This window comes from Variovorax sp. ISS6 (assembly GCF_056523145.1).
This window is the reverse complement of record NZ_JAWRZC010000002.1, coordinates 432,481-447,186: the sequence shown is the minus strand read 5'-3', so window position 1 is coordinate 447,186 and position 14,706 is coordinate 432,481. Positions and strand designations below refer to the sequence as shown.

The window sequence follows — 14,706 nt, the reverse complement described above, 5'->3', positions numbered from 1 at the left end:
CCCGCCTTTCCGCTCGATACCACCAGCAGCTAGGGAAATCCCGTGATCGCAGCCACGGGCCGGAACGCTAAAGTCGTACTTGTTAGCGCTAACAGTTAGCGCTAATAATCTCACCAACAGCAGCGCGACGGTTTCGGCCGGACGCCTCGAATCCCACGGCAGGGCCTGCCGTCATCGGAGACAGACACACATGAAGCAACGCCTTTTCACCGGCCGCCGCGCGGCCCTCGCCGCGATCGCCATCGTTCCGGCCCTGCAGCTGCTCGCCGCGGGCAGCGCCCAGGCGCAGGCCGCCGGCAAGCAGGTCGTGACCTTCGCCGCATCGAGCTTCGCCGAGCCCGGCCGCGGCGAGAAGATGCGCGCCTGGATCGGCAAGTTCAACCAGAGCCAGGACAAGGTCGAGATCCAGCCCGTCACGATCCCGTTCTCGTCCTTCGCGAGCACCGTCTTCACGCAGATGGGCGGCAATGCCGGCCCCGACCTCGTGCGCTTCGACCTGCCCGAGTTCTATGCCGCGGTCGATGCCAAGCGCCTCGTGCCCATCGACGACGTGATCGCCGACGGTGCCTTCCCGCTCACGGGTCCCGACAAGTACATGAAGATCGGCGGCAAGCGCTACGGCGTGGTGTTCGAGGTCAGCAACTACGCGATGGTCTACAACAAGGCGCTGCTCAAGGGCACGCCGCCTTCGAACTTCGACGAGTTCCTGGCCGCCGCCAAGGCCGCGACCGCCGCGGGCAACTACGGCTACGCCTACCGCGCCACCATGGCCGAGCGCGGCGGCTTCTGGTATGACCTGTGCAACTACGTCTACGGCTTCGGCGGCCGCTGGTCCGACGAGCAGGGCAACCCGACCATCAACAGCGCCAAGGTGATCGAGGGCGTGGCGGCCTACAAGAAGGTCTACGACGCCGGCGCGATCCCCAAGGGCGCCGACGCCGCCACCTACCGGCGCATGTTCGCCGAGGGCAAGATCGCGATGCAGGTCGACAACGGCGGCGTGGCCGCCAACCTCGCGACCCAGGCCAAGGGCTTCGCGTTCGGTGCCGCTCCTTCGCCGTTTCCCACCAAGGCGCAGGGCATGATCCTGGCGCCGATCAGCATCAACGCCAACAGCAAGAACAAGGCCGCGGCCGGTGCCTTCCTGCAGTGGATGCTGACGCCCGAGGCGCAGCGCGAGCTGCAGCTGATCCACGGCGCCTCGAGCGTCGCGATCGCCGTGCCGCGCTCGGCCGAGGAGGTCGCCAAGTGGCCCTGGATCTCGGTCTACGACCAGCAGACCGCCAACAGCGTGCCCGCGCTGCCGCAGGGCCTCGAGGTCAAGGCGCCCGAGATCCAGCAGATCGTGATCGAACAGGTCATCAAGGTGCTGCAGGGCGGCGTCGATCCCGCCAAGGCGATGAACGACGCGCAGCAGACCGTGCTGAGCCGCGTGCTCAAGCGCTGAACCCGAGCCGCATCCCGTGACGATGAACGCCACGCTGTCCTCCGCCGCCGCGGTGGCCCGCCGCGAGGGTGCGCGCCGCCGCGCGCGCCTCGACGGCCACCCGCTCGCGCCCTATGCGCTGGTGCTGCCGGCCACGCTCTACCTGCTCGTGTTCCAGGGCTATCCGCTGTTGCGCGAACTGGTGCTGAGCTTCACCTCGACCTCGCTGCTCGCGGCCTCGCAGGGCGAATGGGTCGGGCTGCAGAACTACGCCGACCTCTGGAACGATCCCGATTTCCACCGCGTGATCTTCACCACGCTGCTGTACACCGTGGCCTGCGTGGCCTCGGCGATCGGGCTGGGCCTGGCCTCGGCGCTGCTGCTCGACGCGCCGTTCCGCGGCCGCGGCATCGCGCGCGCCGCCGTCACCATCCCGTGGGCCGCGCCGCCGGTCGCGGTGGCGCTGATCTTCATCTGGATCTACAACGCCCAGTACGGCGTGTTCGGCCACACGCTGCGCTTCTTCGGCATCGCCGCGGGCAGCGAGAACTGGCTCGACAGCATGCAGCTCGCCATGCCCGCGGTGCTGCTCACCACCATCTGGCAGATCTTCCCGTTCGCCTCGGTGGTGCTGCTGGCGGCGCTGCAGGGCGTGCCGTCCGAGTTGCGCGAGGCGGCCGTGATGGACGGCGCCGACCGGCTCAGCGTGTTCAAGGCCGTGGTGTGGCCCACCATCCGGCCCTCGGTCGCGCTGCTGGCGCTGTTCTCCACCATCTGGTCGCTGCGCCGCTTCGACCTGATCTGGCTGCTCACGCAAGGCGGGCCGGTGGGCGCGACCAACACGCTGGTGATCGATCTCTACCGGCGCGCCTTCGTCAACCACCACCTGGGCCAGGCCGCGGCCGTCGGCATGGTGGGCGTGGCGATCGCGCTGGCCGTGACGCTGGTGTACTTCCGCTACACCGCGCGCGCCGAACGCGAGGGAGAGCGCTGATGCACGCCGCCATGAGCCGACAGGCGCTGCGCATGCTCGCGGTGCTGGTGCTGCTGGGCGCAGCGGCCTTCCCCATCTACTGGATGCTGGTGACCTCGCTCACGCCCACCGAGGCGCTGTTCGCCGACCGGCCGCAGCTGCTGCCCTCGCTGGGGCAACTGCCGGTGTATGCGAGCGTGTTCGCCATCAAGCCGGTGGCGAGCTGGCTCTTCAACAGCGCCTGCGTCGCGATCGGCACCACGGTGCTGAGCATCGCGCTGGCGGTGTTTCCGGCCTATGCGCTGTCGCGCTTCCGCTTCGGCGGCAAGGGCGCGATCGGCTTCGGCCTGTTCGCCACCCAGATGCTGCCCGAGGCGATGCTGGTGGTGCCGCTGTACGCGATCTTCGCGCAGATGCAGCTGCTCAACACCCTGAGCGGCCTGATCCTCGCGAACACCGCCTTCACCGTGCCGGTGATCACCTGGATCCTCAAGGGCGCCATCGACGGCGTGCCGATCGAGGTCGAGGAGGCCGCGCGCGTGGACGGCTGCTCGCGCATCGGCATCGTGCTGGGCGTGGTGGTGCCGCTGATCGCGCCCACGCTGGCCGCGGCCGCGGTGATCTCCTTCTTCCATGGCTGGAACGAGTACGTGTTCGCGCAGACGCTGATCACCGAGGAGCGGCTGCACACGGCCTCCGTCGGCCTGGCCGGCTTCATCGGCGAACTCAGCACGCCGCTCGATGCCGTGATGGCGGTGGGCGTGATGTACACGCTGCCGGCCGTCGTCTTCTACCTGATCGTGCAGCGCCACGTCGTCTCCGGCATGACGGCCGGCAGCGTCAAGGGCTGAGAAGGCATGAATGAACCTGCTGCGCACCCCGATCTCGCGTCTGCGGTCCTCGCCGTACCTGAGTACGGCTCCGGTCCTCGACGCGACCTCGGGGCGCTCGCGACGGTTCCTTCACGCCTTCTGAGCGCCCGTCGAATCCGAATATCCAAACGCACATAGATCTTCAATCCATGGCTTCCATCAAGCTCCAGGACATCACCAAGAACTTCGCCGACAAGCATGTCGTCAAGGGCGTGTCGATCGACGTGCCCGACGGGGAATTCCTCGTGCTGCTCGGCCCCTCCGGTTGCGGCAAGTCGACCCTGCTGCGCATGCTCGCCGGCCTCGAGAGCATCAGCGGCGGCGAGATCCACATCGCCGAGCGCCGCGTCGACGAACTGCCGCCGACCGAACGCGACATCGCCTTCGTGTTCCAGTCCTATGCGCTCTATCCGCACATGACGGTGCGGCGCAACATCGCGTTTCCGCTGATCATGCGGCAGCACCGCTGGTGGTTCCACATCCCGCTGCTCGGCGGCATGGCCAAGCGGCGCATCGAGCGCTCGCCCGAGGTCTCGCAGTTGGTGGAGCGCACCGCGCGCACGCTGGCGCTGACCGACTGGCTCGACAAGTACCCGCGCACGCTCTCGGGCGGCCAGCGCCAGCGCGTGGCGCTCGGCCGCGCGATGGTGCGCGAGCCGCAGGTGTTCCTGATGGACGAGCCGCTGTCGAACCTCGACGCGAAGCTGCGCACCACCATGCGCGCCGAGATCTCGAAGCTGCATCAGCGCGTGGGCGGCACCTTCGTCTACGTCACGCACGACCAGGTCGAGGCGATGACCATGGGCACGCGCATCGCGCTGCTCAAGGACGGCGTGGTGCAGCAGTTCGGCAGCCCGCGCGAGATCTACGAGGCGCCCGCCAACCTCTACGTGGCGCGCTTCATCGGCACGCCGCCGATGAACCTGCTGCAGGCCACGGTGAACGCCGACGGCAGCGCGCTCGCGCTCGGCGGCGAGGCCACGATGCCGCTGCCCGCGCACCTGCGCGGCCTGGCCGCGCCCGGCGCCGCCGTGGTGCTCGGCCTGCGGCCGAACGCGCTGACGGTGGCGCGCGGCGGCCAGGGCCTGGCCGGGCGCATCGCGCTGGTCGAGCACGTCGGCGCCGAGTCGCTGGTGGCGGTCGCGCTCGCCGACGCCCGCACGCTGCACGACGAGGAAGGCGCCGCGAACGCCGACCTGATGGTCACGGTGCCGGGCTACACCGACCTCGCGAACGGCGATCCGGTCGCGGTCGGCTTCGATGCCACGCAGGCCGTGCTGTTCGATGCCGCCACGGGCCGCAACCTCGCCGCCGCGCCGCGCACGCACTGAATTCTTCCCCACCCCTCATCGCCAAAACACACTCCATGAACAAATCCTCCGCCATCCTCGAGGGCTTCCGCGTCCTCGACTGCTCCATCGCCATGGCCGGCCCCTTCGCGGCCCAGCGCCTGGGCGACCTGGGCGCCGACGTCATCAAGGTCGAGCCGGTCGCCGGCGAATGGCAGCGCCATGTCTCGGCCGGCGGCGCGCGCGGCAACCGCATCAACGTCTCCTTCCTCTCGCTCAACCGCAACAAGCGCAGCCTCGCGGTCGACCTCAAGAGCGACGAGGGCCGCGACGCGCTCTACGAGCTGGTGCGCGGCTCCGACGTGTTCCTGCAGAACTACCGCCCCGGCGTGGCCGAGCGCCTGGGCGTGGACTACGCCACGCTGTCGAAGATCAACCCGCGGCTGGTCTACGTCTCGATGTCGGGCTACGGCGAGGACGGCCCCTACAAGCTCTGGCCCGGGCAGGACCTGCTGCTGCAGGCGATGAGCGGCGCCATGCTCTCCACCGGCCGCGCCGGCGAGCCGCCGTCGCCGGCGGGCCAGTACCTGGTCGACGCCATCACGGCCTCGACCGCCTTCGAGGCCGTGATCGCCGCGCTGCTGCACCGCGAGCGCAGCGGCGAGGGCCAGCTGGTGCAGGTCAACATGCTCGATGCGATCGTCGCGCTGCAGATGCAGGAGCTGTCGGTGTTCAGCGTGGCCGGCAAGCCGCAGGAGCGCACGGCCGAGCCTCATGCCCACGTCTACATCCGCGCGCCCTACGGCGTGTTCGCCACGCAGGACGGCTTCCTCGCGCTGGCCTTCCCGAAGATGGCGGCGCTCGCGCAGGCCATCGGCGCACCGGTGCTGGCCGACTTCGACGACGAGCGCGACACCTTCGCGCGGCGCGACGAGATCTTCTCGATCACGCGCGAGAAGCTGCGCCACCGCGCCACCGCCGAGTGGCTCGCTGTGTTCCGCGCGGCCGACATCTGGGCCGGTCCGGTGTACGGCTATGCCGACGTCATGAACGATCCGCAGATCGTCCACAACGGCACCTTCGTCGAGTACGAGCATCCGACCGAGGGCAAGGTGAAGACCCCGGGCTTCCCGATCAAGTTCACGCGCACGCCCTCGAGCGTGCGCCGCGGCGCGCCGCTGGCGGGCCAGCACACACGCGAGATCCTCGGCGAGCTGGGCTGGAGCACCGAGCGCATCGACGGCCTGCTCGCGGCCAAGGTGATCGGGGAAGAGACGCTGTGAGCGGCGCGCCGATCAAGGGCCTGACCTGGGACCATCCGCGCGGCTACGTCGCGCTCGAGCGCGCGGCCGAACGCGCGCGCGCCGAGGGCCTCGACCTGCACTGGGAGCGCCAGCCGCTCGAGGGCTTCGAGTCGCATCCGATCGAGGACCTCGCCGAGCGCTACGACCTGATCGTGCTCGACCATCCGCACATCGGCGACGCGGTGGCCGGCGACTGCCTGCAGCCGCTCGAGTCGCTGTTCGCGGCCGACGAGCTCGCGCGCTGGCGCGCGCAGAGCATCGGCCGCTCGTTCGACAGCTACCGCTATGCGGGCGTGCACTGGGCGCTGCCGCTCGATGCCGCCACGCAGGTGGCGGTGGCGCGCACCGACCGGCTCGAGGGCCCGCTGCCGCGCAGTTGGACCGAGGTGCTCGCGCTGGCCGCGCGCCAGCCGGTGTGCCTGTCGCTGGCCGGCCCGCATGCGGCGCTCTCGCTGTTCAGCATGGCGGCCGCGCACGGCGATGCGCCCGCGGGCAGCGAGCCCGGCCGGCTGTTCACGGGGCAGGGTGCCACCACGGCCTGGGAGCTGCTGTCGGAGCTGCATGCGCTGGCCTTCCGCGGCTGGGCCGGGCTCAACCCGATCGGCATCCTCGATGCGATGTCGCGCGATGCGCGGGCCGTGTACTGCCCGCTGGTCTACGGCTACGTCAACTATGCGGTGGCCTGCGCCGGCACGCAGCCGCTGCACTTCGCCGACGTGCCCGCCGGTTCGCACGGCCTCGGTTCGACGCTCGGCGGCACCGGCCTCGCGGTGAGCCGGCGCGCGACGGTCGGCGATGCGCTGCGCGCCCACCTCGTCGCGCTGATGAGCCCGGCGATGCAGGAAGACTTCATTCCCTTCGCCGACGGCCAGCCGAGCGCGCGCAGCGCGTGGAGCAACGCGCGTGTCAATGCCGCGTGGAACGGCTTCTTCGCGCAGACCGAGGCCACGCTCGAAGCCGCGATCGTGCGGCCACGCCATCCGGGCTACATCCCGTTCCAGACCGCGGCCTCGGCGCTGGTGCGCGAGATGCTCGCCGACCGGCTCGCGGCCAGGGCCGCGCTCGAGCGGCTGCAAACGCTCTACCAGAACCACCGGCCCGCGGGCAGCGAAGTCTGAGCCCGTCTTCCCTTCTTCAGTCCACCTCCGCCATGAACCACATCCTCTTCGAGGTCCGCGACCGGGTCGCGACCCTGATCCTCAACCGCCCCGAGAAGCTCAACGCCGTCACGCCCGAGATGGCCGATGCGCTGGTCGCCCACGTGAAGGACTGCAACGCGCGCGCCGACGTGCGCGCCGTCGTCATCACGGGCGCCGGCGAGAAGGCCTTCTGCGCCGGCAGCGACATCGCCGAGCTCGACGGCTACGACACGCCCTGGACCTTCCGCAACCGGCCCGACTACTGCGACGCGATCCGCGCGCTGCGCAAGCCCGTGGTCTGCGCCATCAACGGCTATGCGCTCGGCGGCGGCCTCGAGACCGCCATGTCCTGCGACATCCGCATCGCGGCCGAGCACGCGCGCTTCGGCGCGCCCGAGGTCAAGCTCGGCTGGATCGGCGGCGGCGGCATGTCGTACATGCTCGCGCACAGCATCGGCGCCTCGAACACCGCGCTGATGCTGATGGGCGGCGATCCCATCGGCGCGCAGCAGGCGCTGCAGTGGGGCCTGGTGAGCGAGCTGGTGCCGGCCACCGAGCTGCTGGCGCGCGCGCAGGCCATTGCCGCCACCATCGCGAGCCGCCCGCCGATCGCGGTCGAGACCGCCAAGGCCAACCTGCGCGCCGCCTATGCGATGCCGCTGGAGACCGCGATCCAGTACGAACGCGACCTGCAGACCGTGTGCTTCGCGACCGAGGACGCGACGGAAGGCCGCGCGGCCTTCAAGGCACGCCGTCCGGCCGTGTTCGAGGGGCGCTGAGATGCAGGCGATTCCCGACATGGTCGATGCCGCGGCCACGCTGCCCGTCGATGCGGAAAGGGCGCTGCTCGTGGGCCGCGCCTGGTTGCCGGGCGGGAACGGCGAAGAGGGCGGCCCGACGCTGGTGACGGTGCGCGAGGGCCAACTGGTCGACATCGGCGCGCTCGCGCCCACCGTCTCGGCGCTGCTCGAGCGCGAGGACGCGGCCGCCGCGGTGCGCGATGCCGAGGGCGTGCCGCTCGGCACGCTGGCCGACTGGCTCGCGAGCACCGCCGCGCACGGCCCCGATCCCGCGCGGCGCCACCTGCTCGCACCCAACGACCTGCAGGTGGTGAAAGCGGCCGGCGTGACCTTCGCGGCCAGCATGGTCGAGCGCGTGATCGAGGAACAGGCGCGCGGCGACGCGAGCCGCGCCGAGGCGGTGCGCCGCCAGGTGGTGGCCGTGGTCGGCGACGACCTCTCGGGCATCGTGCCGGGCTCGCCCGAGGCCATGCAGCTCAAGCAGGTGCTGCTCGCGCAGGGCCTGTGGTCGCAGTACCTCGAGGTCGGCATCGGGCCCGATGCCGAGGTCTTCACCAAGGCCGCGCCGCTGGCCTCGGTGGGCACCGGCGTGCAGGTGGGCCTGCATCCGGGCTCGACCTGGAACAACCCCGAGCCCGAGGTCGTGCTCGCCGTCGACAGCCGCGGCCGGACCGTCGGTGCCGCGCTCGGCAACGACGTCAACCTGCGCGACTTCGAGGGCCGCAGCGCGCTGCTGCTGGGCAAGGCCAAGGACAACAACGCCTCGTGCGCCATCGGCCCGTTCATCCGCCTGTTCGATGCCCACTACGGCATCGACGACCTGCGCGCCACCGTGGTCGAACTGCGCGTGGAAGGCGAGGACGGCTTCGTGCTCGAGGGCTCGAGCTCGATGGCGCAGATCAGCCGCGATCCGCTCGAGCTGGTGCGCCACGCCATGGGCGCGCACCACCAGTACCCCGACGGCATCCTGCTGTTCTGCGGCACCATGTTCGCGCCGATCCAGGACCGCGACGCGCCGGGCGCCGGCTTCACCCACCACGAGGGCGACCGCGTCGCGATCCGCGCCGAGCGGCTGGGCACGCTGTTCAACCGGGTCGGCCGCAGCGACCGCATTGCGCCGTGGACCTTCGGCATCGGCGCGCTGATGCGCAACCTCGCCGCGCGCGGGCGGCTTTGAGCGCGGCGGTGGCCGGGCGCGCTTGGCGGCAGAATCCGGGCCACCCATGACAGAACCCGAAAAAAGACAGGGCCGCCGCCGCTTCGGCACCAACTCCGTCACCATGGCCGACGTGGCCCAGGTGGCGGGCGTGTCGGCACAGACCGTGTCGCGCGTGCTGCGCGACCCCGAGGGCTGCACGCCGCAGACGCGCGAGCGCGTGGAGGCGGCGATCCGCAGCACCCGCTACGTGCAGAACCTCGCGGCCAGCCACCTGGCCTCGAACCGCAGCATGACGGTGGCCGCCGTGATCCCGCAGATCGCGGCCTCGGTCTTCGCCGAGACGCTGCAGGGCCTGTCGAACGTGCTGCTGCAGGCCGGCTACCAGGTGATCATCGGCCACACCGACTACAGCCACGAGCGCGAGGAGGCCGTGGTGCGCAGCCTGCTGGGCCGCCGGCCCGACGCCTTCTTCCTCGTCGGCACGCGCCACACCGACGCGGTGCGCGAGATGCTCGCGCGCGCCGCCATTCCCGTGGTCGAGAGCTGGGCCTGGACGCGCAAGCCGATCGACCAGCTCGTGGGCTTCTCGAACCAGGAGGCGCTGGCCGCGGCCGTGGCCTATGCGCAGCGCCGCGGCTACCGCCATCCCACCTTCGTGGGCGCCGCGCGCCCCGGCGACGACCGCGCGCGCGAGCGCCTGGACGGCTACACCACCGGCATGGCGCGCCACTATCCCGGCCAGGCGCCGCGCAGCCTGGTGGTGGAGAACCTGCCCTACACCATGGGCAGCGGCAGCACCCTGCTCGAGGCCGCGCGCGCACGCTTCCCCGACAGCGACCTGCTGCTGTTCTCGAGCGACCTGCTGGCCTCGGGCGCGCTGCTGGCCTGCCAGCGGCTGGGCATCGCGGTGCCCAGGCAGCTCGCGATCATGGGCTTCGGCGACTACGAGATCGCGCGCGAGCTCAACCCCGGCCTCACGACCATCGCGGTGCCGACCGTGCGCATGGGCGAGGAGGCCGCGCGCATGCTGGTGCAGCGGCTGCGCAGCGAGACGCCGGCGGCGCGCAAGCGCGACCTGGGTTTCGAGCTGATCGAGCGGGGCAGCGCCTGAGCGGTCCGGCGCCCCGCGGGGCGCCATGAGAAAAGGGGCCGACCGTCGCCGGTCCGCCCCTTTTTTTCGTGGCGAGCCGCGGCCGAGGCCGCGGTGCGCGATCAGCCCAGCAGGCCGTGCAGGATGTTGGCGACCGGGGTCACCGCACTGCTCACGGTGTGCTCGACCTGGCTGGTGATCGGTGTCACCACGTCGGTGACCACCGAGCCCACCGAGTGATCGACGTTCTCGACCACGTTGGACACGGTCTCGACCACCGGTGCCGCCGCCGCGGTCGCGCCGGCCAGGATGTCGGTCACGGGGGCCAGGGCACCGGAACTGGCGCTGGTCAGCGTGTCCACCACCGGAGCGAGGGTGTCGCTCAGGCCGCTGGCGATCTCGGTCACCGGCTGCAGGATGTTGGCCACCGGGCCGTCGCCGCCGAGGGCGCCGAGCAGGCTGCCGACGAGACCGTCGTTGCCGAGCAGGCCGCCCACCAGGCCACCGACCAGTCCGTCGTTGCCCAGCAGGTTGCCGACCAGGCCATCGTTGCCGAGCAGGCCGCCCACGAGGCCGTCGCTGCCGAGGACACCACCGAGCAGGCCGCCTTCGCCACCGCCGAGCACGCCGCCGAGGAGGCCACCGTCACCGCCGAGCACGCCGCCCAGCAGGCCGTCGTCGCCGAGGATGCCGCCGAGCACGCCACCCAGCAGGCCGTCGTCGCCGAGGACGCCACCGAGCAGACCGCCGTCGCCGCCGAGCACGCCGCCCAGCAGGCCGTCGTCACCCAGGATGCCGCCGAGCAAGCCGCCGTCACCGCCGAGGACACCGCCCAGGAGGCCGTCGTCACCCAGGATGCCGCCGAGCAGGCCGCCTTCGCCGCCGAGGACACCGCCCAGGAGGCCGTCGTCACCCAGGATGCCGCCGAGCAGGCCGTCTTCGCCACCGAGGACGCCACCCAGCAGACCACCGTCGCCCAGGACACCGCCGAGCAGGCCACCTTCGCCACCGAGCACACCTCCCAGCAGGCCGTCATCGCCGAGGATGCTGCCGAGCAGGCCACCGTCACCGCCGAGCACACCGCCCAGCAGGCCGTCGTCACCGAGGATGCCGCCGAGCAGGCCGCCATCGCCACCCAGCAGGCCGCCAAGCAGGCCACCGTCCGCGGCAGGCGCATCGGCCGCGACCATCAGGCTGGCCGAGGCGCCGGCATCGGCACCACCGCCGAGCAGGCCACCCAGCAGACCGCCGAGAAGGCCGTCGTCGCCAAGGATGCCGCCGAGCAGGCCGCCTTCGCCACCGAGGACGCCGCCCAGGAGGCCGTCGTCACCCAGCACGCTACTCAGGAGGCCGCCGTCGCTGCCAAGCAGACCGCCCAGCAGGCCGTCATCGCCCAGGACACCGCCGAGCAGGCCACCGTCGCCGCCGAGCAGACCGCCCAGCAGGCCGTCATCGCCCAGCACGCCACCCAGCAGACCACCGTCGCCGCCAAGCAGACCGCCCAGCAGGCCGTCATCGCCCAGGACACCGCCCAGCAGGCCACCGTCGCCGCCGAGCAGACCACCCAGCAGGCCGTCATCACCCAGCACGCCACCAAGCAGGCCGCCGTCGCCACCGAGCAGACCGCCCAGCAGACCGTCGTCACCCAGCACGCCGCCCAGGAGACCACCGTCGCCGCCGAGCAGGCCGCCCAGCAAGCCGTCGTCACCCAGCACGCCACCCAGGAGACCGCCGTCACCGCCGAGCAGACCACCCAGCAGGCCGTCGTCACCCAGGACACCGCCCAGGAGGCCACCGTCGCCGCCGAGCAAGCCGCCCAGCAGGCCGTCATCACCCAGCACGCCACCCAGCAGCCCATCGCCGCCGATCAGATTCGCCACGCCATCGGTCAGGAAGTCGACCTGCGTGCCGACCGCGCCCAGCAGCGCATCGGTGGTGCCGGCGCCCAGCAGCTGGTCGGTCAGCGGGCTCAGCAGGTCGCCGACACCGCCGGTGACCTGGCTCACGAGGTCGTCCACCGGATCCAGCACGTTCGGGTCGTTCGGCGTGAAGCTGTCGCCGAGCACCGGGGCCAGCAGTCCGCTCACGGTGTCGGTGAGGCTGTCCGTCAGGCCGACGACCGGGGCGAGCACGTCGCCCAGGCCGAGCTCGCCGAGCAGGCCGTCGTTGAGACCGTCGACCAGGCCGCCGACGATGGTGTCGGTCGGGTCGAGCAGTTGCGCGCCGGTGCCACCACCGCCGCCGCCGATGCCATCGACCAGGCCGCCCAGCAAGCCGCCGAGCAGGCCGTCCTCGCCGAGCAGGCCGCCCACGAGGCCGTCGCCACCCAGCAGGCCGCCGACCAGGCCGTCGTCGCCGAGCAGGCTCGGGACCAGGCCGTCTTCGCCCAGCACGCCGCCGAGGATGCCGCCTTCGCCGAGCAGGCCACCCAGCAGACCGTCGTCGCCCAACAGGCCACCGACCAGGCCATCGCCGCCGAGCAGGCCGCCCACGAGGCCGTCGCCGCCGATCAGGCCACCGAGCAGGCCGTCGTCGGCCAGCACGCCGCCCAACAGGCCGTCGTCGCCGAGCAGACCGCCGACCAGGCCCTCATCGCCCAGCAGGCCACCGAGCAGGCCGTCGTCGCTCAGCAGGCCGCCGAGCGGGCCGCCGGCGCCGAGGAGGCCGTCTTCGCCGAGCACACCGCCGAGCAGCCCGTCTTCGCCGAGCAGGCCACCGACCAGGCCGTCGTCGCCCAGCAGGCCGCCGAGCAGACCGTCTTCACCGCCGAGCAGGCCGCCCAGCGGACCGTCGGCCAGCAGGTTGCCGACCACGCCATCGGGGCCCAGCAGGCTGCCGACCAGGCCGTCCGGTCCGAGCAGCCCGCCGCTCAGGCCTTCGCTGCCGAGCAGGCCGCTGAGCACGCCGTCGCCGCCGAGCAGGCCACCCACGAGGCCGTCCTCGCCGAGCAGGCCGCCGAGCGCACCGTCGTCGCCCAGCAGGCCTCCGAGCAGGCCGCCTTCGCCCAGCGCGGGGCCGAGCAGGCCGCCAAGCAGGCCGTCTTCGCCGCCGAGGCCGCCGAGCAGGCCGCCGTCACCCAGCAGGGTGTCGAGCAGGCTGCCGACCGCGGTGCCTTCGCCCAGCAGGCCGCCGAGCAGGCCATCGTCGCCCAGCAGGCCGCCGACCAGGCCGTCCTCGCCGAGCAGGCCGCCCAGCAGGCTGTGTTCGCCGAGCAGGCCGTCGAGCACCTGGCCGACCACGCCGTCGTCGCCCAGCAGGCCGTCGACCAGGCCATCGATGCCCAGGCCGGTGGTCACGCCACCCAGCAGTCCGTCGCTGCCCAGCACGTTCTCGAGGATGTTGTTCAGTGCATCGGTCAGGTAGTCGACCTGGGTGTTGACCGTGTCGATGATCGCGCCGGTGGTGCCGCCACCCAGCAGGCCGTCGACCACGGGCGACAGCACGCCGCCGAGATTGGTGGTGACGTGGTCGACCACGTTGTCCACGGGATCGAATTCGTTGGGATCGTTGGGCGTGAACTCGTTGCCGGCGATCGGCGCGAGCACGTCGTCGATCACGTCGGTGACGCTGTTGACGATGGGCTTCACCGTCTGCAGCGCGCCGCCCAGGCCCAGGGTGTTGTCCACGGCATCGACCACGTGGCCGACGGCGCTGTCGCCCGGATCCAGCAGGTGGTCGGCATCGGCATCGGCGTCCGCATCGGCGTCAGCGTCGGCATCCGCGTCCGCGTCCGCATCGGCGTCTGCATCCGCATCGGCGTCTGCATCAGCGTCGGCATCCGCATCTGCGTCCGCATCGGCATCGGCATCGGCATCACCGTCCGCATCGGCATCCGCATCCGCGTCCGCGTCCGCATCCGCGTCGGAGTCGCCGACGCCGGGAATGAAGAAGGGAATGGTCGAGTCGCCGCCGCCGCCGCCCAGGGCCGCGGCCAGCGCGATGCCACCGAGCGCGCCGAGCGCGAACTCGCCGAGGCCGAGGCCACCGCCGCTGGCGAGCTTCTTGGTGACGGCCAGCGCCGCCGCATCGGCGTCGGCGTCGGGCGGGGTGACCGCGAGGTCGCCCGAGGCCACGTCGACATTGACCTGCTCGAGGCCGCCCGGCAGCTTGGTCGACGTGACGGTGGCATCGGTGCCGCCCGCGAAGACGCCGGCCAGCGGCGCCTTGTTGGTGGCCGAGCCGGGGAACAGCACATTGGCCTGGCCGCCATCGGGAACGATCACGCGGTCGCCGGCGATCAGCGACTGGTTGCCGTCCACCGGGATGCTCACGCCGTCGCGCACGATGGTCGTGCCCGGGGTCGCGTTCGACAGCGATCCGATGCTGGCGGGCGCGGCGGCCGCGGGTGCGGAGGGAGGCGCCATGGCGGTCGAGCCCATCGGTGCGATCGGCGTGGTGGTGGCTTGCGCGAGGACCACGGGCGCCCCACCGTTCACGGTGGTTTCCGGGGTCGTCGGGGTCGATGATTGAGTTGTAGTCATGGCGGCCTCTGTGACAAAGATGTGGCCTACAGGGGCAACATGCGTGCCGTCTTTGCGCTGCCGCCATGGCGGTCCTCTGTTACGGCACCTCGACCGCCTTATCTCGTTGATTCCAAAGGCTTTTCTCATCCGGGGTAACACGCGGCGGGAACATCCGTAACACGGCTTTTCGC

10 protein-coding genes are annotated in these 14,706 nt (G+C 71.6%); 9 read left to right on the top strand and 1 reads right to left on the bottom strand.

Annotated features, from left to right (window positions below; all coding sequences use genetic code 11):
- The first annotated feature begins 190 nt into the window (after positions 1-190).
- From AC1HIL_RS33675 to AC1HIL_RS33635, 9 genes are all read left to right on the top strand, one after another.
- Positions 191-1,447, top strand: coding sequence for an ABC transporter substrate-binding protein (locus AC1HIL_RS33675; RefSeq protein WP_479669033.1), 1,257 nt, complete (start codon positions 191-193; stop codon positions 1,445-1,447).
- Between the two features lie 22 nt (positions 1,448-1,469).
- Complete coding sequence (locus tag AC1HIL_RS33670) at positions 1,470-2,420, top strand: carbohydrate ABC transporter permease (protein WP_296729392.1); 951 nt, start codon at positions 1,470-1,472, stop codon at positions 2,418-2,420.
- Positions 2,420-3,250 (top strand): carbohydrate ABC transporter permease, encoded by an 831-nt coding sequence (locus AC1HIL_RS33665; protein WP_057590042.1) that lies wholly within the window; start codon positions 2,420-2,422, stop codon positions 3,248-3,250. The genes AC1HIL_RS33670 and AC1HIL_RS33665 overlap by 1 nt, the downstream gene beginning before the upstream one ends.
- A gap of 170 nt (positions 3,251-3,420) precedes the next feature.
- Positions 3,421-4,602, top strand: coding sequence for an ABC transporter ATP-binding protein (locus tag AC1HIL_RS33660; protein WP_057590041.1), 1,182 nt, complete (start codon positions 3,421-3,423; stop codon positions 4,600-4,602).
- Between the two features lie 35 nt (positions 4,603-4,637).
- Positions 4,638-5,843 (top strand): CaiB/BaiF CoA transferase family protein, encoded by a 1,206-nt coding sequence (locus AC1HIL_RS33655; protein ID WP_057590040.1) that lies wholly within the window; start codon positions 4,638-4,640, stop codon positions 5,841-5,843.
- Entirely contained in the window at positions 5,840-6,982 is a 1,143-nt protein-coding gene (locus AC1HIL_RS33650; RefSeq protein ID WP_479669034.1) for a carbohydrate ABC transporter substrate-binding protein, read from the top strand. The genes AC1HIL_RS33655 and AC1HIL_RS33650 overlap by 4 nt, the downstream gene beginning before the upstream one ends.
- A gap of 32 nt (positions 6,983-7,014) precedes the next feature.
- Positions 7,015-7,782: an enoyl-CoA hydratase/isomerase family protein gene (locus tag AC1HIL_RS33645; RefSeq protein ID WP_479669035.1), complete on the top strand. Its 768-nt coding sequence runs from the start codon at positions 7,015-7,017 to the stop codon at positions 7,780-7,782.
- Between the two features lies 1 nt (position 7,783).
- Positions 7,784-8,980, top strand: a complete 1,197-nt coding sequence (locus AC1HIL_RS33640) for a fumarylacetoacetate hydrolase family protein (protein WP_479669036.1) — start codon at positions 7,784-7,786, stop codon at positions 8,978-8,980.
- 46 nt (positions 8,981-9,026) lie between these two features.
- Positions 9,027-10,073 (top strand): LacI family DNA-binding transcriptional regulator, encoded by a 1,047-nt coding sequence (locus AC1HIL_RS33635; protein WP_398493623.1) that lies wholly within the window; start codon positions 9,027-9,029, stop codon positions 10,071-10,073.
- Positions 10,074-10,174: 101 nt separating this feature from the next.
- Here AC1HIL_RS33635 and AC1HIL_RS33630 read toward each other — a convergent pair whose 3' ends face one another.
- Positions 10,175-14,533, bottom strand: a complete 4,359-nt coding sequence (locus AC1HIL_RS33630; protein ID WP_479672803.1) for a hypothetical protein — start codon at positions 14,531-14,533, stop codon at positions 10,175-10,177.
- Between the last annotated feature and the right edge of the window lie 173 nt (positions 14,534-14,706).